17 protein-coding genes and 1 pseudogene are annotated in these 21,136 nt (G+C 65.8%); 7 read left to right on the forward strand and 11 right to left on the reverse strand.

Features of this window, described 5'->3' with window-relative positions; translation table 11 throughout:
* Positions 1–183: 183 nt before the first annotated feature.
* On the reverse strand, positions 184–1,371 hold the full coding sequence (locus XH79_RS42385; RefSeq protein WP_271585583.1) for a CaiB/BaiF CoA transferase family protein: 1,188 nt from the start codon (positions 1,369–1,371) through the stop codon (positions 184–186).
* Between the two features lie 167 nt (positions 1,372–1,538).
* Here XH79_RS42385 and XH79_RS42390 point away from each other — a divergent pair, with 167 nt between their 5' ends.
* Complete coding sequence (locus XH79_RS42390) at positions 1,539–2,426, forward strand: VOC family protein (protein WP_271585584.1); 888 nt, start codon at positions 1,539–1,541, stop codon at positions 2,424–2,426.
* A 5-nt stretch (positions 2,427–2,431) separates the two neighbouring features.
* Here the strand turns inward: XH79_RS42390 and XH79_RS42395 are convergent, their stop codons facing one another.
* The 3 genes from XH79_RS42395 to XH79_RS42405 form a co-directional block, all read right to left on the reverse strand.
* Positions 2,432–4,087, reverse strand: coding sequence for a copper resistance D family protein (locus tag XH79_RS42395; RefSeq protein WP_271585585.1), 1,656 nt, complete (start codon positions 4,085–4,087; stop codon positions 2,432–2,434).
* A gap of 1 nt (position 4,088) precedes the next feature.
* A complete protein-coding gene (locus tag XH79_RS42400) occupies positions 4,089–4,412 on the reverse strand; it encodes a copper resistance CopC family protein (RefSeq protein WP_271585586.1) in 324 nt (107 codons plus the stop codon).
* A 210-nt stretch (positions 4,413–4,622) separates the two neighbouring features.
* A complete protein-coding gene (locus tag XH79_RS42405; protein ID WP_271585587.1) occupies positions 4,623–5,699 on the reverse strand; it encodes a HoxN/HupN/NixA family nickel/cobalt transporter in 1,077 nt (358 codons plus the stop codon).
* A 287-nt stretch (positions 5,700–5,986) separates the two neighbouring features.
* Between XH79_RS42405 and XH79_RS42410 the strand changes: the two genes are divergently transcribed.
* On the forward strand, positions 5,987–7,777 hold the full coding sequence (locus tag XH79_RS42410) for a peptide ABC transporter substrate-binding protein (RefSeq protein WP_271585588.1): 1,791 nt from the start codon (positions 5,987–5,989) through the stop codon (positions 7,775–7,777).
* A 153-nt stretch (positions 7,778–7,930) separates the two neighbouring features.
* Here XH79_RS42410 and XH79_RS42415 read toward each other — a convergent pair whose 3' ends face one another.
* The 7 genes and pseudogenes from XH79_RS42415 to XH79_RS42445 all read right to left on the reverse strand — a co-directional run bounded on the left by XH79_RS42415 (position 7,931) and on the right by XH79_RS42445 (position 16,433).
* On the reverse strand, positions 7,931–9,640 hold the full coding sequence (locus tag XH79_RS42415) for an FAD-dependent oxidoreductase (RefSeq protein WP_271585589.1): 1,710 nt from the start codon (positions 9,638–9,640) through the stop codon (positions 7,931–7,933).
* Positions 9,641–9,686: 46 nt separating this feature from the next.
* Positions 9,687–10,154 carry a MarR family winged helix-turn-helix transcriptional regulator gene (locus XH79_RS42420; RefSeq protein WP_271585590.1) on the reverse strand — a complete coding sequence of 156 codons (468 nt, stop codon included), beginning with the start codon at positions 10,152–10,154 and terminating at the stop codon, positions 9,687–9,689.
* 168 nt (positions 10,155–10,322) lie between these two features.
* Entirely contained in the window at positions 10,323–11,270 is a 948-nt protein-coding gene (locus XH79_RS42425; protein WP_212345370.1) for an ABC transporter substrate-binding protein, read from the reverse strand.
* 93 nt (positions 11,271–11,363) lie between these two features.
* Complete coding sequence (locus tag XH79_RS42430) at positions 11,364–12,404, reverse strand: ABC transporter permease subunit (RefSeq protein ID WP_271585591.1); 1,041 nt, start codon at positions 12,402–12,404, stop codon at positions 11,364–11,366.
* Positions 12,397–13,920, reverse strand: a complete 1,524-nt coding sequence (locus XH79_RS42435; RefSeq protein ID WP_271585592.1) for a sugar ABC transporter ATP-binding protein — start codon at positions 13,918–13,920, stop codon at positions 12,397–12,399. The genes XH79_RS42430 and XH79_RS42435 overlap by 8 nt, the downstream gene beginning before the upstream one ends.
* Before the next feature lie 132 nt (positions 13,921–14,052).
* Positions 14,053–15,497: pseudogene (xylB, locus tag XH79_RS42440) on the reverse strand (xylulokinase).
* Positions 15,498–15,509: 12 nt separating this feature from the next.
* Entirely contained in the window at positions 15,510–16,433 is a 924-nt protein-coding gene (locus XH79_RS42445; RefSeq protein ID WP_271585593.1) for a LysR family transcriptional regulator, read from the reverse strand.
* A 107-nt stretch (positions 16,434–16,540) separates the two neighbouring features.
* Here XH79_RS42445 and XH79_RS42450 point away from each other — a divergent pair, with 107 nt between their 5' ends.
* Genes XH79_RS42450 through XH79_RS42470 form a run of 5 tightly spaced genes read left to right on the forward strand, consistent with a single transcriptional unit; the run spans position 16,541 to position 21,131 of the window.
* Complete coding sequence (locus tag XH79_RS42450; RefSeq protein WP_271585594.1) at positions 16,541–16,864, forward strand: Dabb family protein; 324 nt, start codon at positions 16,541–16,543, stop codon at positions 16,862–16,864.
* On the forward strand, positions 16,861–17,940 hold the full coding sequence (locus XH79_RS42455) for a maleylacetate reductase (RefSeq protein ID WP_271585595.1): 1,080 nt from the start codon (positions 16,861–16,863) through the stop codon (positions 17,938–17,940). The genes XH79_RS42450 and XH79_RS42455 overlap by 4 nt, the downstream gene beginning before the upstream one ends.
* 3 nt (positions 17,941–17,943) lie before the next feature.
* On the forward strand, positions 17,944–19,308 hold the full coding sequence (locus tag XH79_RS42460) for an amidohydrolase family protein (protein WP_271585596.1): 1,365 nt from the start codon (positions 17,944–17,946) through the stop codon (positions 19,306–19,308).
* A gap of 21 nt (positions 19,309–19,329) precedes the next feature.
* Positions 19,330–20,232: an NAD(P)-dependent oxidoreductase gene (locus XH79_RS42465; RefSeq protein WP_271585597.1), complete on the forward strand. Its 903-nt coding sequence runs from the start codon at positions 19,330–19,332 to the stop codon at positions 20,230–20,232.
* A gap of 14 nt (positions 20,233–20,246) precedes the next feature.
* Positions 20,247–21,131, forward strand: coding sequence for an intradiol ring-cleavage dioxygenase (locus XH79_RS42470; protein ID WP_271585598.1), 885 nt, complete (start codon positions 20,247–20,249; stop codon positions 21,129–21,131).
* Positions 21,132–21,136 lie beyond the last annotated feature (5 nt).

Genomic DNA, 21,136 nt, shown 5'->3' on the forward strand with positions numbered 1-21,136 from the left:
GCGTGCTGCAAGTGTGGCCATTTGCGGGCCGCGGCAACGAATCTGTCGCCGGAGCAACACTACGAAACTTGATGCGTTTGCACGGGACGGGTTAGCGTTGTCTCGCGGCCTTAGAACTTCCCCAAGTTCCTCTAGATCGCACTGGACCGCCGCCTGAACGTTTCAGTCGGCGGTCCAGTCCAGCTAGATGATGCCGCTCTGTCGAAGTGCTTCGATCGCAGCCGTGTCGTAGCCGAGCTCGGCGAGGACGCGATCGGTATGCTCGCCGAGCGTGGGCGGTCGCGCCGCGATCTCACCCGGCGTCTCCGACAGCCGCACGGCGGCGCGCATCACCGGTGCAGGCTTGGGCAAGCCCGGATAATCGACATCCTGCATGAAGCCGGCGGCGCGGATGTGCGGATGATCGAGCGCCTGTTGCGGGCTCAGCACCGGCCCGGTCGGGATCATCGCCTTGCCCAGCGTGTCGACGGCCTCCTGCGTGGTGCGCTCGGCGCACCAGCGCGCCATCCGCTCGCTGATGACGGGGCCGTTGTTGCCGCGGCTGATGTCGTCGGCAAAGCGCGGATCATTGAGCCATTTGTCTTCCTCGCCCATCAGCTTCGCCCAGCGTTTGAACAGCGGATGTCCCGTGACCTGGCACAGCACCCAGCCGTCCTTGGTGCGGTAGATGTCGGCTGGCGCGGCGGTCTGGCCGAGATTGCCAGTAGGCACGCGGTTGACGTTGATGACGGCCTGCTCGATCAGCGTGGCATTGGTAAAGGACAGCGCGGTTGCCAGCAGCGCGCCCTCGACGATCTGCCCGCGGCCGGACTTGCCGCGCTCGATCAGGGCGGCGAGCGTCCCGAACGCGCAGTGCAGCGCGGTGCCGAAATCGACCCAGTTCACCGCGGCCCGATACGGCGGATCGCCGGCACCGGTCATGTACACCGAGCCCGACATGACCTGGCCGACACCGTCGAAGCCGACGCGATCGGACCACGGTCCCGGCCCGCCGAACGCCGTTGCCGTCGTCAGGATGATGTCCGGCTTGATCGCTCGAAGCGAGTCGTAGTCGAGCTTCATCGCGCGCAGGGTCTGCGGCGGCAAATTGGCGACGACGACGTCGGCGGTCGCAATCAGGCGGCGCATCACTTCCTGCCCTTCCGGCGTCATCGGATCGAGCGTGATGCACTTCTTGTTGCGATTGATCTGGAGGAACAGCGCGCCTTCGCCGCCCTCACCGACCGGCGCGACGAAACGATCCTCGCTGCCGTCGCGCTTCTCCACGCGAATGACCTCGGCGCCGAATTCGGCCAGCAGGGTCGCGCAATACGGCCCCGCGATATAGCGCCCGAAATCGAGGACGCGCACGCCTTCCAGAACTCCCCCCATCGGTCCTTTCCTTGATGTCTTTTGCCCAGATTACAGGGACTGGTTGCCGCGACAAGGTGGCGAAAGGCATGATGTCCGCCCTCAAGATGTGATCGCCGATCTGTTTCGGCTGACGGAAATTGTGCTCTAGTATGGCCTGTCCGTCCCCCCACCCAGAGCGCACAGCCATGCCGCAACAATTCGACCGATCCACAGAAGATCTCGGCAACGCGATTCATTTCGAGCACGTCAACATCCAGGTCCCGGACCAGCGCCTGGCGACATTATTCTACGTCACGGGACTTGGGCTCACCCGCGATCCCTATCTGATGGTGTCCGACACCAACATGTGGATCAACGCCGGACGAAGCCAGTTTCACCTGCCGAGCGGCAGGCCGCAGGTGCTGCGCGGCCATACCGGCCTCGTCATCGAGGGACGCGAGGCGCTGCTGGCGCGACTGGCATCGGTCGCGAAGAAGCTCGAAGGCACCGCTTTCACCTTTGCCGAGCACAACGACCATGTCGAGGCCGTCTGCCCGTGGGGCAACCGCATGCGCGTTTATGAGCCGGACGCGGCGCGTTTCGGCCGCATCACGCTCGGCATCCCCTATGTCGAGTTCGACGTGCCGATCGGAACGGCGCCTTCGATCTGCGCCTTCTATCCGGAGGTCATGGGCATGCCCGCATCCTTGCGCAATGGCGACGGCGCGGTTGCGGCGGTGCAGACGGGCCGCGACCAGCACCTCTTGTTCCGCGAGACCGACCGGCCGCCGGGCGACTATGACGGGCACCACGTGCAGATGTACATCACCGACTTCTCCGGTCCCTACCGCAAGCTGCTCGCGCGCAATTTGATCTCGCGCGAGGACAACCAATATCAGTACCGGTTCTGCGACATCGTCGATCTCGACAGCGGCAAGCCTCTGTTCACAGTCGAGCACGAGGTGCGCAGCGCGACCCATCCGATGTTCATGCGGCCGATGGTCAATCGCAACCCTGTGGTCAACAACCGCAATTACGCCTACGGCCACGATCAGACGTCGTGGGCGATGGGGCCGGACCAGTACGACGGATAGCGCGTTCAGGCTTCGCGGTAATCGAGCAGGATCAGCCCGACCAGGATGAAGGCGACGGGCCAGATCCAGGCTGCGGCACGGCTGACGCGGCCGTCGAGCCGCAGTTCGAGCCAGCGCGCCCAGCCGGCGGCGACGCCGCACAGCGCAAGCGGGGTGTGGCTCATCTCGATGAGCAGCTGGTCCTTGATGTTGGCGATCGCATGGGAATGCGTGAGCAGCAGCGCGCCGCCGAGCGCCGTGGTCAGGGGGAACACCAGGGCCGCCGGCCCGGCCTTGCTGCCGCGCAAGCGTACGCGCCATTCGAACAGCCCGAACACGGCAATCAGCAGCACGAAGATGCGATGCTGCGCCACCTCGGGATCGCGCAGCGACTCGAAGAAGCCGGCTGGACCAATTGGCCAGGCCTGCTCGTCGGCGCGGAAGAACAGGAAGGCCGCCATCGCGAGGAAGAGCAGCGGCCAGTGCCTCGCCCAGCGGCCCCAGCGGAAATGCTCGACCAACGCCAGCAGCCCGATAAACACCACGAAGACGCCGGCCCAGTGATGGTTGTACTCCGACCAGGCGATGTCCTCGGCATTGCGCGGCAGGATCGTGCCCTCGCCGGGAACGTAGGCCGCCTGCGCGTTGGCGCGCCCGGCGTCCGCAAGCGTGATCTTCGCCTGGAGCTGCGCGACGGTGAGCTTGTCGTAATCCGGGCTGGTCAGGCGCGGCGGCCATTGCGGCGTGGCGCGCTCGACGATCTCATGCCAGGCGAGACGATCGTGCGGGAGATCCGCGCCCGGTGGCAATGAGGTCAGGGATGCAGCGGCCAGCAGGACCGTGAGGCCGATGCCGATCTCGACCTCCGCAAAACGCTTGAGGCGAAGGATCGGCGTCGCGGGGTCGCGGCGCAGCCGTTCGACCAGGAAGTAGTTGCCCGCGCCGAGCGTCAGCAGCATCAAGAGCAGGCCGAGCTTGGCCAGGGTCATGACGCCATAGGCGGTGCCGTAGATCGCGGCGACCGAGCCGATATAGTTCGCCGCCATGACGAGGCCGCCGCTGACGATCGCGGCGACCGCGGCCATCGACATCAGCGAATAGCGGCGCGCGATCAGGCGCCAATCGCCGGCGTCCTTGCAGCCGTTCAGCGCGATCAGGAAGTAAGGCAGACCGCCGATCCAGACCGCCGCGCCCGCCATGTGACCGGCGTCGGACAGCAGCAGCGGCCAGCGCACATCCGGCCGGCTGGCCGCATGCGTGAGCCGGGTCTGCATCGCCAGCGCCAGCACCGACAAAGCGAGAAGCGCGGCCGACCGCAGCCGATGCGCGGGACCGTTGGCCAGGACGGCGATACCCACTGCGCAAGCCGCGATGACGAGGTCGGCGCGGCCGAAATCGGCAGTGACCGCCTCGCTCCAGGGCACCTGGAGCGTCCCGACCAGCGCGGCCGCGTTGAGCGCCAGCGAGGCGACGGTGAGGAGCGCCCATGCGGCGGCGCTGAACCGCAGGAACGCGCGGCATCGCTGCTCGATCGTGAGGCCATAGACGGAGAGCTGCGGCTGCAGCGGTCCCCACAGCAACAGCTGAAACGCGAGACCGCCGAGGGTGAACGACTGGGCGATCAGGATCAGGCCCCGCAGGACCACCGACAGATAGCCGAAAATGTCGAGGAGCAGGTACACGTCAGTGGACGGTGAACGGAATGTCGCCGCGGGTGATGTGGCCGTCGATGCTCAGCACCTGCCAGCGCAGGTGCCATGCCCCCGCCGGCAGCTGCGTCGCATCGGCATTGAGCTCGTCGGCGGGCGCGTCGGAAGCCGGCGTCAGGGCGCGTGGTGCGCCGTCCGGAGCCAGCAGCGTCAGTTTGGAGCGCGCGCGATCGATCCGGCTGTTGAAGTGCAGGCGGATCACGACGGTGTCGCCCGATACGGTCGCGCCTGATACCGGCGAGGACGAGACGATGATGGCGTGGGCCCGGGATGCGTTTGGATGAGCAGAAAACCACAAGGCAGATAGAACGAACGCGATCGGAAGAACGCGCGCATGATGCTCACTCGCTGTCGACAGCCGTCTGTTTCACCCGCCCCCTGGCGCGTGATCTTTACCGGACGCTATGTTGGCGCGAGTTGGCTGTTCGCAAGGGCGCGAGGAATTCTGATCTAATCACGGATCGCGGAAAGTCGCCGATTGTTGCCGTTGCGACACACTGAGGTGCGATCACCCCGGCGCGGCGTCCCTGCTCAGTTCGTCAGGATCGACCGTGCGCCGCCGGTCGCTCGGAGCCATGCGGCGATAGAGCACGACCGAGAGCAACCATGCGATCACGAACAACGTGATCACGGCAAAGCCGACATGGGCGAGAGAGTCGTTGAGGGCCTCGACCAGCCACCACGGCCCGCCCGACAGGCCGAGCCGGTCCGCGATCAGGCCGAGCGCCTCGATGCCGCCGATGAACAGCGCGACCGCGACGGAGGCGCCGGTGATGGTGAGGTTGTACCAGAGCTTGCGATAGGGATCGACAAAGGCCCAGCGATAGGCGCTCACCATCAGCACGGAATCGGCGGTGTCGACCAGCGCCATGCCGGCGGCAAACAGCGCAGGAAAGACCAGCACCTGCGCGAACGAGACGCCGCGCGCGGCTTCGGTGGCGGAAATGCCGAGCAGGCCGATCTCGGTCGCGGTGTCGAAGCCGAGCCCGAACAGCAGGCCGAGTGGATACATGTGCCAGGTTTTTGTGACGAGGCGGAACATCGGGGCGAGCAACCGCGCCAGCAAGCCGCGCGACGCGAGCAGCGCCTCGAGCTGCGCGGCGTCATGGACGCCCTGCTCGCGCACCTCGCGCAGGATCCGCCACAGCCCAGCGAAGATGGCGAGATTGATCGCCGCGATCACCAGCAGGAACAGCGCCGACACCGAGGTGCCGACCAGGCCGCCGATCTCCTTGAGCAGGCCGTCGCCGCCGAGGCTCACGACGCCGAGCGCGAGCAGCATGGTCGCGACCAGGACGACGGTGGAATGGCCGAGCGCAAAGTACAGACCGGCGCTGCGCGGCGTATCGCCCGCCTGCATCAGCTTGCGCACGACATTGTCGATCGCGGCGATATGGTCGGCATCGACGGCATGGCGCAGGCCGAACACCCAGGCCAGCAACGCGGTCGCCATCACCGTCGGCCGGTCGCCGAACGCGGCGAAGGCGAAGGCGAAGGCCCATGCGGCGATGTTGGCGGCAATCAGCCCGCCGAACAGCACGCCAGGCTCGAACGCCCGCCTTGCGACATCATCTGACCGAACCACGCCACCTCCAAGTATGATGTTTATACATATCCATCATACTGGCGGGCAAGGGCCGGGCCATGTTCGCCTCACGCAGCCGACCGCCCGGGAACGCGCATCTCGCGGCGGGTGGCCCCTCCCGGCCGAGGCCGTTCGCCGCAACGACGGCCGGAACTATGGCTTCTCACAGGCGCGTTCGCCATTTCGCCGCAGGGCACCCCTTTGACTCCGCGATGCCGTCCCGGGTTAGAGTGCTGGTCACTTGCATGCCGGTGACGATATTTTTTGGCGAAGGTGGAGGTCATCTGATGAACGAGAACGAAATCCGCACGGCGATCGCGGCGGTGAAGCAAGGCACGCTGTCGCGACGCTCGTTCATCCAGAAGCTGGCTGCGGTCGGGATCGCAGCGCCGGTCGCAAGCCAGATCCTCGTCTGGAACGACGTGGCGATGGCCGATGCGACGCTCGAGTACAAGCCGACCAAGGCCGGCGGCGGCGGCCCGCTCAAGATCCTGCTCTGGCAGGCTCCCACTTTGCTCAATCCGCATTTCGCGAGCGGCACCAAGGACCAGATCGCCTCGCGCGTCTTCTTCGAGCCGCTCGCCGGCTGGGACAAGGACGGCAATCTCATCCCCTGCCTTGCCGCAGAGGTCCCGACCAAGGCGAACGGCGGCCTTGCGGCCGACGGCACGAGCGTGATCTGGAAGCTCAAGCAGGGCGTCAAATGGCATGACGGCAAGCCCTTCACCGCCGACGACGTCGTCTTCACCTGGCAGTACGCGGCGGATCTCGCAACCGCGGCCTACACCACGGGCTCCTACAAGGACATCAAGGTCGAGAAGATCGACGACCACGCCGTCAAGGTGATCTTCAAGGCGCCGACGCCGTTCTGGGCCGACCCGTTCGTCGGCTCGGTCGGCCAGATCCTGCCGAAGCATCATTTCGGCGATTATGCCGGCGCAAAATCACGCGAGGCTCCCGGCAATCTGAAGCCGGTCGGCACCGGCCCCTACAAATTCGTCGAGTTCAAGCCGGGCGATTTGATCCGCGCCGAGCGCAACCCCGATTACCACGTCAAGAACCAGCCGCATTTCGACACGCTCGAGGTCAAGGGTGGCGGCGATGCGGTATCCGCGGCGCGCGCCGTGCTGCAGACCGGCGAATACGACTATGCCTGGAACATGCAGGTGGAGGAGGAGGTCCTCAAGCGCATGGAAGCGGGCGGAAAAGGCAAGCTCGACGTCACGCCCTCGGGCAACGTCGAGTTCATCATCCTCAACACGACGGACCCGTGGACCGAGGTCGACGGCGAGCGTTCGAGTCTCAAGACCAAGCACCCGACGCTGTCCGATCCCGCCGTCCGCCGGGCGATCAATCTCCTGATCGACCGCGACTCGATCCAGAAGTTCATCTACGGACGCGGCGGCGTCGCAACCGCGAGCTTCGTCAATGCGCCCAAGCAGTTCAAGTCGCCCAAGCTGAAATACGCGTTCGACGCCGACAAGGCCAACAAGATCCTCGACGAGGCCGGCTGGACCAAGGGCGCAGATGGCATCCGCGAGAAGGGCGGCAAGAAGCTCAAATACGTGTTCCAGACCTCCACCAACGCCCCGCGCCAGAAGACCCAGGCCATCATCAAGCAAGCCTGCCAAAAGGCCGGCATCGAGATCGAGATCAAGGCGGTCGCCGCATCGGTGTTCTTCTCCTCCGATGTCGGCAACCCCGACACCTACTCGAAATTCTATGCCGACATGGAGATGTACAACACGACGCAGCCGCAGCCCGATCCGGAGCGCTTCCTGAACCAGTGCGTTTCCTGGGAGATCGCCACCAAGGACAACAAATGGCTGGGCCGCAACAATTCGCGCTATTCCGATCCCGAGGCCGACAAGGCCTACAAGGCCGCGCAGAACGAGCTCGATCCCGTCAAGCGCGCCGCGCTGCTGATCAAGGTCGACGAGATCTTCTGCGAGGCCAACGTGCTCCTGCCGCTGCTCTCGCGCCACATCGTCAACGCCGGCGTCAACAACCTGATGGTCGACATGTCGGGCTGGGACGTCACGACGTGGAACTTGGCGAGCTGGTATCGAAGCTCGTAGCTCGCAAAGGATGTAGGATGCGTAGCGGCGCGGCCCGTTTGTCGTGGCGCTTCGCAATTCAGCGCTGATGGCTGAACAGGCGTCATCGACGGCGATATCGACCAGCGCGGGAGTCATTGGCCGCACCGCCGCATTGGATGCGGCGGAAATTGCTCAGCTTGCCAGTCGGACGCCGTCGCTCGCGCCGTGCCCGAGCGCGCGCGCAAGGGTGTGTCCGATCGTTCCGGACTGGGATGCGCCTCCGCGCCAGGCCACGATCTGATCGGGACGGATCAGGACGAGGTCCGCCTCATAGAGGTCACGCAACGATGCCGGCAGCGTGGCGAGCTTCACGTCGACGCCGAGCTTGCGGACGGCCTCCGCGACCGCAGCGCGAGCCGGCGCGACCTCGCCGAACTGGAGCAGCGTCCATTCGAATCCGAACAGGTCGTACAGGGACACGCCGTCCTCCAGCCAGGCATGCGGTGCGCGGCCGCCGGGACAGGCGCTCGGGATGTAGACGTTCGCGGCATCCGGCGGCGGCTGGCTGCCATCGGAGACGATGATGGGCGAGCCGTCGTAGCGCCCGCCGAAGGTGACGCCGGGGATGTTGAATTCGGCGCGGGCATGCCGTTCGAGATAGACGCCTGCGATCCGCCGCGCCTCGCTGCCGGCGTCCGTGGCGTCCTCGATGTCAGGTGCGGGCGCGAACAGACCGAGGGAGTCGGCAAAGCGCCGCGCATAGTCGGTGTTGCGGAGCGCCACCGGACGCCGTTCGATCTCGTAGCTGTCGAGCAGCGTCGCCGGGCTCACGCCCTTGACGACGCTTGCAAGCTTCCAGCCGAGATTGACCGCATCCTCGATCGCGGTGTTGTAGCCGAGCCCGCCGGTCGGCGTGAACAGATGCGCCGCATCGCCGCCGAGGAACACCCTGCCCCGCTGCATCCCGTTCGCGACCAGCGCGTGACCGGCGGTCCAGGTCAGGAACGACAGCACCTCGCATGGGATGGGCGCGCCGCAGGCGCGCTGGAACGCAGCCCTGGCCTCGCTGACCGTGATCGCGCTCTCATCCTCGCCCGGCCGGAGCTGCGTGTGAAAGGCGAATTCATCGCGCCCGTTCACCGAGGCCATGAAGGCGCGGCGGTCGCCGTTAAAGCAATTGTACATCCACGCCCTGGCGTGCGGGACGCTGGCGTAGAACTCCGGCGAGCGGAGATAGACCGCCAGCATGCGGCCGCCCATGAAATCGCGCTGCGTCCCGGTCTCACCACCGTAGACGATGCCGAGCGACTGACGGACTTGCGAGCGCGACCCGTCGGCACCGACGAGGAAGTCGGCCCGGACCTGGAAGCGGCTGCAATCATCGAGGCATTCGACCTCGCCCACGATGCCGTCATCATTTTCGACATAGCTTATGAGCCGGTGACCGTAGTTGAGCTTGATTCCGGGGAGCCGTTCGGCATGGCGGCGCAGCACCGCCTCGACATATTTCTGCGAGACCCGATGCGGCAGCTCGGCCGCGCTCCAGGAGCCCGACATGCCCTTGATCAGCTCGCCCGCGCGCGATGATGACGGCAATGCAAAGCGCGCCAGCTCGTAAGCAGTGTAGCGCGTGAAGTAGGCAACGTCGGTCGGATAGCCCGCGGGCAGACCTTCGCGCCTGATCTCGTCGGCGAAACCCAGCCGCCGATAATGCTCCATCGAGCGCGCCTGCGTCGCATTGGCCTGCGGATTGAATGCCGTGCCCGGCTTTTCATCGACCAGGATCGCGGACACGCCGCGGCGGCCGAGCTCGTTGGCCAGCATGAGCCCGCAAGGGCCCCCGCCCGCGATGAGCACCGCGGCCGTCAGACGTGTTTCCAAGACGCTTCTCCCTACCAGCATTATCTTGCATGGTAAGGTAGCCTGACGAGATCGTCAAGTAGCCTGACTAATCGGCATCCTCGAGCGTGTCGAACCTCTCGCCATAGACCGCCAGCCCCTTCAGGATCGCGTCCATGGTGGCCTTGCCGAGCTCGGCGCGCATCTCCTGCTCGGCGACGTCGACTGCGTCCCGAAACGCATCCAGCCATTTGCGTCCAGCCGGCGTGAACATGACGATGCGCGCGCGCCGGTCGGTCGGATCCGCGATGCGATCGACGAGGCCGAGCTCGGCGCACTGATCGACCAGCTCGCCCATCGCCTGCTTGCTCATGGACGCCCGGCGGGCGAGCTCGGTGAGCCGCGTCCCCTCCACGTCGAGATTGCGGGTCAGGCTGACATGGGCGATACGCGTCTCGTCGTGTCCCCGCTCGCTCATCAATTCGAGCACGCGGCCCTCGAAGCGCCGCACGGCGTTGTTGAGCAGGCGGCCGATATTGGCATGCCGCCACGCAGTGCCGGATATCTTGGCTTTCACGAGATGTGCTTTCCGAATCGACCGATCGAGATCGTGCGAGGCTAACACAACAGGCAGCCCAGCGCGCTCGTACGGCCGATCAGTGCAGGTGTGTCGGCGGCGGGCGGCGTCGAACAAAACGCCGCCCGTCATCTCGTGTCTCGGGCGTTCTCGGTAGCGGACCGCGTCTTACTGCGAGCGATCCGAGGTCCAGCCCTTGTACTCGGCGACGTTGTCCCTGGTCACGAGCTTGGACGGCAGGAGCTCGACGGTCGAGGCGGGCTTCTGGCCGTTGAGAATGCCGACACCGACCTGCACGGCCCGCCGCGCCATGAAGAACGGGTCCTGCGAAGCCGAGGCCTGGATCTGCGGCGACTGCGGATCTTTCAGCGCCGCCTCGATATCGGGCGCGCCGTCGACCGCCGTGATGACGATGCCCGTGCGGTTCTGCTGGCGCGCCGCAAGGTCGGTGCCGATCGCCTGCGGATCGTTGATGGCGAAGATGGCGTCGATCTTGGGAAAGCGCGTCAGATAGCCCTGCGCGACGGTAAGACCGCCCTCGCGCGAGCCCTTGCCGTCCTGGTCGCTCGACAACACCTTGATTCCGGGATTCTTCGAGAAGACGTTCTTGCAGCCGACGACGCGGTCGATCACGGCGGAGACCTGCGGCCCGTTCTCGATGACGACGTCGCCCTTGCCGCCGAGCTTGTCGACGATGTACTGGCAGGAGATCTCGCCGGCCTGCACGTTGTTCGTGGTCACGGTGGCATCGGCGCCTTCGGCCGCGGTGTCGACGGCGACGACGACGATGCCTGCACCTTGCGCCTTCTTGATCGCCGGCCCGATCGCCTTGGGATCGCCGGGGTTGAGCAGGATCAGGTCGACGCCGGCGGCGATGAAATTGTCGATCTGGGTGACCTGCTTGCCGAGGTCGTATTCGAAACCGACCGCCGTGATCTTCACATTGGGATTGGTCTTCTTCGCCTCGAACTCGGCGCCCTTCGACAGGGCGACGAAGAACGGATTGCCCATCGATCCCAGCGAGACGCCGATCGACTTCAGCTCCTTGGCGAAGGATGGTGCGGTGCTTAGGGCAAGCGCCATGGCGGCGCCGGCGAGCGTGATCGTCTTCAACATGGACGTCCTCCCTGGTCTGTCTTCGTCTCCGGCGCGGCAGACCAGTTGCCGCAACGGAATCCCAAGCCATGCCAACTCAGCTGCGCCGAGCCCCTAAGTCCTGGCGGAGCCTTGCAGCCGGTAGCGATCCAGTGCCACCGCGCCGATGATCACCAGGCCCTTGATCACATATTGCCAGATGTCGGAGACACCGATGAGGATGAGGCCGTTCGACAGGACGGCGATGATCAGCGCGCCGACCAGCGTTCCCCAGATCGAGCCGATGCCGCCGACGAAGGAGGTGCCGCCGAGGATCACGGCGGTGATCGCATCGAGCTCATAGGATTGGCCGAGCTGAAGGCCGTTGGCCGCATAGAGCCGCGCCGCCTGCATGGCGCCGCCGAGCCCGGCGAAAAGGCCGGAAACACCGTAGACGAAGATCAGCACGCCCCAGACCTTGATGCCGGCAAGCCGCGCCGCGCTTTCATTGCCGCCCACCGCATAGATGTGCACGCCGAGTACGGTCCGGCGCAGCACCAGCCACGAAACGAAGATGACGAGCAGAGCGATCACGGAGAGCCACGGGATCGACGCGACGCCGGGAACGAGCGTCAGCGAGCCGTTGCCGATGAAGGCATAGGGAATGGATGGATTGAACACGGTGGTGTCGGCGCCGAGCAGTCGCGCCAGGCCGCGCACCGCGGTGAGCGAGCCGAGCGTGACGATGAAGGGCGGCAGCCGAAGGAGTGCAATCAGCGCGCCGTTGACGATACCGAAGCCGAGGCCCGTGAGCAGTGCGGCCGGCAGCCACAGCATCCCGAGCTCCGGCAGCTTGGAGAGCGTCAATCCGGCCATCGCGGAAGCCGCCAGGATCGAGCCGACCGAGAGATCGATGCCGCCGGTAAGGATGACGAAGGTCATGCCGGCGGCCAGCACGGTGTTCACCGCCGCCTGCTGCAGCACGATGCCGAGATTTTGCCCGGTGAAGAAGCGGCCCTCGGACAACACGTGGAAGCCGATGCAGAGGATCAGCAGCACCGGCAGCATGCCGAGTGCGCTGATCAGCATCCTCATCCGCTGGCGCCTTGTCTCTGCGGCAGCGCCATTGGTCGTCGTCGGCGCGGGCTTGGCCTGCAAGGCGCCATTGTCAGGCATCGAGATGCTCCATCCCCGTGGCTAGCGCCATGATGTCTTCCTGCGTCAGCGGCGAATTCGGGCCGCGGGTGACCTCACCGGCGATGTGCCCGGTACGCATCACGACGACGCGGTCGCAGATGCCGATGATCTCGGGCAGATCGGACGAGATGACGAGGATCGCGGTGCCGACCTTGGCGAGATTGTCGATGATCGAATAGATCTCGGACTTGGCGCCGACGTCGACGCCGCGCGTCGGCTCGTCGAGGATGAGGACCTTTGGCGCAATGGCGAGAAGGCGCGACAGCAGCACCTTCTGCTGGTTACCGCCGGACAGGCCTCCGGCGGGGACACCGACATTGGCGGCGCGGATGCTGAGGCCTGCGAAGGCCCGGTCGGCGCGCTCGCGCGCCTTGTCGCGGTCCAGGACCCAGCCGAGCTTGGCATCGCGCCCGAGCACGGCGAGGTTGATGTTGTCCAGGCACGACATGTCCAGGAACAGGCCGAGCGCCTTCCTGTCCTCGGTCAGATAGGCGATCCCGGCCTCGAGCGCCTCGCCCGGCGTGCGGATCTCGACCGGGCGTCCCTCCAGCTCGAGCCGGCCGGAGGTTTTGGGCGCCGCGCCGATGATGAGATGTGCAAGCTCGGTGCGGCCGGCGCCGATCAGGCCGGCAAGCCCGACCACCTCGCCCGCATGAACGGTCAGCGAGCACCCCTTGACGCGCTGGCCATCGGCCATGTCGATCGCCGCGAGCACGGGATGTCCTCGCCCCGCCTCCGGATCATGATCCTTCTTGTAGAACGAGGAGACGTCACGCCCGACCATCAGGCGGACGATGGTGTCGGCGCGAATGTCCTGCTTGTCGAGTGACCCGACCAGCCGGCCGTCGCGCAGCACGGTGACGCGATCGCCGAGCGCGTAGACCTCGTCCATGCGATGCGAGATGTAGATGATGGCAAGCCCCTCGGAGCGCAGCTGGCGGATCAGCGCGAACAGCCGCTCGCTTTCGGCGGCCGACAACGAGGTGGTTGGCTCATCCATGATCAGGATTTTTGATCTGGCGTGCAGCGCTCGGGCGATCTCGACCAGTTGCCGCTGGCCCATGGACAGATGCGCCACCAGCGTCGACGGCAGGAAATCTGCGCCCAGCCGCTTCAGGATCGGCCCGACGCCCTCGCGCATGGCGCCGCGCGCCAGCAAACCCGAGCGCGAGATCTCCCGGCCCAAATAGATATTCTCGGCAACGCTGAGATTGGGAGCCAGCGACAGCTCCTGATAGATGATGGAGATGCCCGCGGCGCGGCCGCCGAGCGGACCTTCGATCCGCACCGGGCTGCCCTCGATGCGGATCTCGCCGCCGGGATCGGGTCTGTACGCGCCGGACAGGATCTTCATCAGCGTCGATTTGCCGGCGCCGTTCTCACCCATCAGAGCATGAATTTCGCCGGCATAGACGGTGAGATCGACGGCACGCAGCGCCTTGATGCCAAAGAAGGTCTTTGAGACCCCGCGCATCTCCAGGATCGGATCGTTCATCGTGCCTCCCGGCGCACAATGCGTTTCCTACCCGCGTCTCAGTCATTCTTGTCAGCGCGGTTCGCGCATTAAACAAAAGGCCGCGGCACAGGGCAATACCGAACACACGGGAATGCAGCATCAAAGACGATGCTAGTGGCGCGGCCGATACAGTTCGCGCCAGGCGGGAAGCCGCTCGGCATAGGCATCGGCCAAGCCAGCGTCGGGTTCAAACGTCTCGACGCGCTGCGGCCGCGTGCACACGGCGGTGATTGCCTCACCCGTGACAGCAAGCCGCCCCAATCTTGCCGCACCGAACGCCGCGCCGGTCTCGCCTCCGGCGAAGCGATGGATCGGAACGTTCAACACGTTGGCCAGCACTGCGAGCCAGTACGGGGATCGTGAACCGCCGCCAATGACATCGGCTTCCGCAATTGCAGTGCCGGCATCGGCGAGCACGTCGCGGCAATCGGCAAGCGCGAAGGCAACGCCTTCGAGCACCGCCTGCACGATCATCCCGCGATCGGTGCCGTGGCTCAGGCCATCGAGCATGCCGCGCACGGCGGGATCGTCGTGGGGCGTCCGCTCACCCGCAAGATAAGGCAGGAAGCTCACCGGCGACGGTGCCTGCGGGCGCGCACCAAGCGGCGCCAGCAACTCGGCCTCGGTGACGCCGAACAGGCGCGCGGCCCAGGCGAGGCAGGAGGCGGCCGAGAGGATCGCGCCGGCTTGAATCCACATGCCGGGAATGGCGTGGCAGAACGTGTGCACGACGCGATCGGGATTGGCGGCTATTCTGTTGGTCGGCGCCAGCGAGGCCCCGAGGTTCCCAGCGATATGAACGCGGTTCCCGGCTCGATCGCGCCGATGCCGACGGCACCGGCCGGATTGTCGCCGGCGCCGCCCGCGATGATCGGCGTCCTCACCATGCCCCAGCGCCGCGCGAGCTCGCTGCGCAGCGTCGTTGCAGGCGCGCATCCCTCGACCAGACGCGGCATGTGCTCGCGCGTCAGGCCGGTCGCCGCTAAGGCTGCGTCCGACCAGTCGCGGCGCGCAGCGTCGAGCCACAGCGATCCCGATGCGTCCGAGACATCTTCGATGGCCTCGCCTGATAGCACCAAGCGCAAATAGGCCTTTGGCAGTAGGACGAGTTTCGTCGCCGCAAAGATCTCCGGCTCGTGCGTCGCGATCCAGAGCAGCTTTGGCGCGGTGAATCCGGCCATTGCCTTGTTGCCCGTCACCGCGCGCAAGTCGGGCCAGCGTTGCTCCAGGATACGACACTCGGCGGCAGAGCGGCCGTCGTTCCAGAGGATGCAAGGCCGTAGCGGCCTCAAGCTCGCATCGAGCAGCGTGGCGCCATGCATCTGGCCGGACAGCCCGATGCCCTCGACCGCCGCCAACGCGTCGGCGTGCGACGCCTTGAGGGCATCAAGCGTCGCAAAGGTCGCATCGATCCACTGCGCGGGGTCCTGCTCGTAATAGCCCGATTGCGGCGAGGTGGTCGCGAGCGGCCGGCTCTCGCTTGCAATCACGCGCTGGGCATCGTCGACGAGAACGGTCTTGACCGCCGAGGTGCCGAGATCGATGCCGAGATACATGGATGCTTCCGTTTACTTCGTCGCGTCGATCCATATCCCCGGCTCTGAACGCTCGCGGATATGAGCGACCAGGAAGTCGGAAAAGACTCTGATCTTGGCGGGCAGCCGAACGCGGTTTTGATAGGCGATGTTCATGGTGAGTAGCGGCAGCTCCCAGCCGCTCAGGACGGGCACCAGCCGGCCGGCCGCGATATCGCTCTGCACGATGTAGAGCGGCTGGATCAGGATGCCGAGCCCCGCGCGCGCTGCACCGCAGATGATCTGGCCGTCATTGCTGTCGAGCGTCGGCGCGATCCGGACGGTCTGCGTCGTGCTGCCCTTGCTTAGTCGCAGCGAATAGGGATCGTTGGCAAGGTTGTAGATCAGCATGTTGTGGCGGGCGAGATCGGCGGGGTGCTCCGGCAGGCCGTGCTTCTCCAGATATGACGGGGCAGCCGCGAGCACGCGGTGCATCTGGCCGATGCGGCGGACGACGATGTTGGAATCCGGCTCGTGCTCCCGCGTGCGGATCGCGACGTCGATGCCAGCCTCGATGAAGTCCAGATAGCGGTTCGCGCTGATGATCTGCACGCTGAGATCAGGATAGAGCGCGCGGAACGCCGGCAGCATCGGCGCGAGATAGATCATCGCGAAGGACAGCGAGCTCGTCACGCGCAACATGCCTTTTGGCGACAGCGCGCGATCGGAAACAGCGTCCTCGGCTTCGGCGAGTTCGTTCAGCAGCGTGCTGCAGCGCTGCAGCAGCTCCTGCCCTGCCTCAGTCAGCCATTGCCGGCGCGTGTTGCGCTCGATCAGCCGGACCGCCAGCCGATCTTCCAGCGCGCTGAGGTGACGGCTGGCGGCCGCATTCGACATCCGCAGGATTTCGGCGGCCTTGGACAGGCTGCCGAGCTCGGCGGTTTTGGAGAAGACTTCGAGTTGGAGCAGTCTGTCCATTTTTGCACAAATCGGAAAAGAGACTTACAAATTTTGACCTTTATTTCCGATTTCTGCAAGGCAAAATAGCCCCAACAAAGTAGAACGGCAGGCGAGGAAATCAGGAAATGTCGGGCCCGATCAGGCACATCGTGATGTGGCGGCTGCGCGGGGAGACCCCCGAGGAGCGCTCCGCCGCCCGGCTCAAGGTCAAGACCCTGTTCGAGGGCCTCAAGGGCCGGATCGACGGCCTCACGCATATCGAGATCGGCATGGACGTCAGTGCCGTCGACTACGCCTGCGACGTGGTGCTGTTCTCCGAGTTCACCGATCAGGCCGCGCTCAGTGCCTATGCCAACCACCCCGAACATCTGCGCGTGCGCGAGGCGCTTGGCGACTTGCGGATCGGGCGCTTCCAGGTCGATTATCCCATCAAAGAGACCGGCGCATGATCGGTTCGTTCACCTTTGAAAACCTGCCCTGCCGCGTCGTGTTCGGCAGCGGAACTCTGGCCGCGGCCAAGACCGAGGTCGAACGGCTCGGCGGCAAGCGCGCGCTGGTGCTGACGACGCCGCAGCAGGAGGCCCAAGGCAAGAGCCTGGGAACCGCGCTCGGCCCGCTCTATGCCGGCATTTTTCCCGGCGCCACCATGCATACCCCGGTCGAGGTCACGGAGCGCGCGCTCGCGGCGATGAAGGCCTGCGAGGCCGATTGCGTCGTCTCGCTCGGCGGCGGCTCGACCACCGGTCTCGGCAAGGCGCTGGCGCTGCGCACCGGAATCAACCAGCTCTGTATCCCCACCACCTATGCCGGCTCGGAGATGACGCCGATTGTCGGCCAGACCGAGAACGGCCTGAAGACCACGGTGCGCGACGCGGCGATCCTGCCGGAGACTGTGATCTACGATGTCGATCTTACCTTGACGCTGCCGGCGAGTTTGGCCGCGACATCAGGCATCAACGCGATCGCCCATGCGGTCGAGGCGCTTTATGCGCGCGACACCAATCCCGTGACGTCACTGATGGCGGAAGAAGGCATCCGCGCGCTGGCGCGTGCCTTGCCGGCCATCGCTGCCAGAAGCGACGACCGCGAGGCCCGCACCGAGGCGCTCTATGGCGCCTGGCTGTGCGGCGTCTGCCTCGGCACCGTCGGCATGGCGCTGCATCACAAGCTCTGCCACACGCTCGGCGGCACCTTCGATCTGCCGCATGCCGAGACCCACACCATCGTGCTGCCGCATGCGCTGGCCTACAACGCGCCGGCCGTGCCCGATGCGATGTCGCGCATCTCCCGCGCGATCGGTGCGGCCGATGCATCGCAAGGACTCTACGATCTCGCCAAGCGGCTCGGTGCGAAGCTGGCACTCCGCGATGTCGGAATGCCGGAAAGCGGCATCGACAAGGCGGCCGATCTTGCCGTTACCAACGCCTATTGGAATCCGCGCCCGCTCGAGCGCAATGCCATCCGCGACCTGATCGCACGCGCCTGGGCCGGCGAGCCGCCGGGCGCCGTCAAACCGGCGACTTGAAGCATGCGGCGCACGCTGATCAGATCGGCCACCGTCATCAGCATGGATGACGCGATCGGCGACCTCGGCACCGGCGATGTGCTGGTCGAGGGCAGCCGTATCGTCGATGTGCGCCCGTCGATCGACGTCGCGGCCGACACGGAGATTATCGACGGCAAGGGGCGCATCGTCATCCCGGGGCTGATCAACGCGCACATGCACACCTGGCAGACGGGCTTGCGCGGCTTTGCCGCGAACTGGACGCTGCTGGAATATTTCCGCCGCATGCATGCCGGTCTCGCGACCGTGTTCCGGCCCGAGGACATTTACATCGCGACCGTCGTCGGCGCTCTGAACCAGATCAACCACGGCGTCACCACGCTGGTCGACTGGTGTCACAACAATCCGACGCCTGATCATACGGACGCCGCCGTGCGCGGCCTGATCGAGAGCGGCATTCGCGCCGCCTTCTTCCACGGCTCGCCGAAACCCGAGCCGAAGCCCGGCGAGCCCCATTTCTCGGAAGTGCCGCATCCGCGCCGCGAGGTCGAGCGGCTGCTGGCCGGCTCCCTCGCCGACCGCGATGGCCTCGTCACGCTTGGGCTCGCCATTCTCGGCCCGCATTACTCGACGCTCGACGTCGCCACGCACGATTTCCGCCTGGCGCGGGAGCTGAACCTGATCGCATCCATGCATCAGGGTGGCGGCCCGGCCAAGACGCCCGGCGGCTGGGAGAAGCTGATCGAGGCCGGCCTCGTCGGCCCCGGCGTCAACATCGTCCATGGCAACGATCTGCCGGACGATCTGCTGGACCGGATGATCGATCTCGGCGTGTCCTTCTCGGTCACGCCCGAGAACGAGATGATCCAGGGCCACGGCTTTCCGATCACCGGGCGGCTCCTGAAGCGCGGCGTGCGGCCCACGATTGGCATCGATCTGGAATCGGTGCTGGCCGGTGATCTGCTTTCCGCCACGCGCGTCGCGCTGTCGATGCAGCGGGCGCTCGACAATGCGGAATCGCGTCAGGCAAGCGGCACCATTCCGGCGACGACCACGATCCCCGTGCGCGAGGCGCTGCGCTGGATCACGACGGAAGGCGCCCGCATGCTCGGCCGCGAGCACCAGATCGGCTCGCTGACGCCGGGCAAACTCGCCGACCTCGTCATCATCAACGCGTCCGATCTCAATCTTTATCCGGTGCACGATCCGGTCGCGACCGTGGTGATGCAGACGAGCCTTGCCAATATCGAGGCCGTCATGATCGGCGGCGCCTGGAAGAAGCGGGACGGCCGGCTGCTGGTCGAGGAGCTGGAGGCGAAGAAGGAGCTGCTGGCGCAATCCGGCCGGCGGCTGGTTCAGGACATCGAACGACAAGGACGCGCCGCCTGAAGGCGCCAATGGACAACAACAATGACAGACGCTTCGAAGAATGTTGCTTTCATCGGGATCGGCAAGATGGGACTGCCGATGTCGGCGCTCGTCGCCAAGGCCGGCTACGCCGTCACTGCGTTCGACCGGAGCGCGCTGCGACTCGACGAGGCTCGCGCGCAGGGCATTGCGATTGCCGCCTCGCCCACCGACGCCGTAAGCGGCAAGGCTGCCGTCGTCACCTCCTTGCCCGACGATGCCGCCCTGCGCGGCGCGCTGCTCGGGCCCACCGGCCTGATCGCGGCGATGGCGCCCAAAACCGTTCTGATCGAGACCAGCACCGTGAGCGTCGAGGCCTCGACTGAAGTTGCGGCTGCAGCGCAGGCGCGCGGCATCGCCTATCTGCGCTCCCCGGTTTCCGGCAACGCCAGCATCGTTCATACCGGCGCACTGACCTGCTTCGTCTCGGGGCCGAAGGACGTCTTCGAGAGTGTAAGGCCGCTGTTCGCCGCCTTCACCCGCGCCCAGACCTATCTCGGGCCGGCCGAGGAAGCACGCTACGCAAAGCTCTCGGTCAATCTGATGATCGCGGTGTCGGCGGCGATGATGGCGGAGAGCCTGGCGCTGGCCCGTAAGGGCGGCATCGCCTGGCAGGACATCTTGAAGGTGCTCGACGACAGCGCGGTCGCTTCTCCCATGGTGAAGTACAAGACTGCGCCGCTACGCACACGGGACTTCGAGTCCACCTTCTCCTGCAAGCAGATGGCCAAGGACCTCGATTTGATCCTGGGCGCCGGCCACGCCGTCGGCGTGCCGTTGCAGCTCGCAGCGCAGGTGCGCGAGACCTACGGCTCGCTGGTCGCCCAGGGCGACGGGGATACCGACTTCATCGCGACCGTCAAGCATCTGGAGCGCCTATCCGGGCTCGGCGAGCCGAAACTCTGATCGCGGAGATACCCATGCGTAACTTCAACGAGAACACGATCACGGAAGCGGTGCTGGAACGGATCGCGGGCGCAACCGATCCGCGCATCAAAGAGGTCAGCGAGGCGCTGGTGCGGCACCTTCACGCCTTCGTCCGCGAGATCCGGCCCACCCAGAAGGAATGGGAGTACGGCATCGACTTCCTGACCCGTACCGGGCATATGTGCGACGACAAGCGCCAGGAGTTCATCCTGCTGTCGGACACGCTCGGCGTCTCCATGCTCGTCGACGCCATCAACCATCCGGTGCCGGAAGGTGCGACCGAGACCACCGTGCTCGGCCCGTTCTTCGTCCAGGCTGCGCCGGAGAAGGACAGCGGCGCGGATATCTCCGGCCCGATGGAGGGCGATCCGATGCTGGTCACCGGCTCGGTCTCGACCGTCGATGGCAAGCCGCTCGCGGGCGCCGTCGTCGACGTCTGGCATTCCGACGATGACGGCTATTACGACGTGCAGCAACTCGACGAGATCGGCAATCTCGCGATGCGCGCGCGTTTCCACACCGACGCCAATGGTCGCTTCCATTTCTGGTCGATCAAGCCGGCCGCCTATCCGATCCCGCATGACGGCCCGGTCGGCGACATGCTGGAGGCGCAAGGACGCCATCCCTGGCGTCCGGCGCATGTGCATTTCATGATCTCTGCGCCGGGCTTCGAGCAGCTCGTGACGCATGTGTTTGTCGCCGGTGACAAATATCTCGACAGCGACGTGGTGTTCGGCGTCAAGGACAGCCTGATCCGCGAATTCACGCGGCATCCCGGCGGCCGTGCGCCGGATGGTCGCATGGTGGAGCGCGACTATTTTCATCTCAACTATGATTTCGGCCTGAAGCAGGTTGCGAGCAGCGCAAGAGCTGCCTAAGCCGA

It is taken from the genome of Bradyrhizobium sp. CCBAU 45389 (assembly GCF_028128625.1).
Taxonomy (GTDB): domain Bacteria; phylum Pseudomonadota; class Alphaproteobacteria; order Rhizobiales; family Xanthobacteraceae; genus Bradyrhizobium; species Bradyrhizobium liaoningense_B.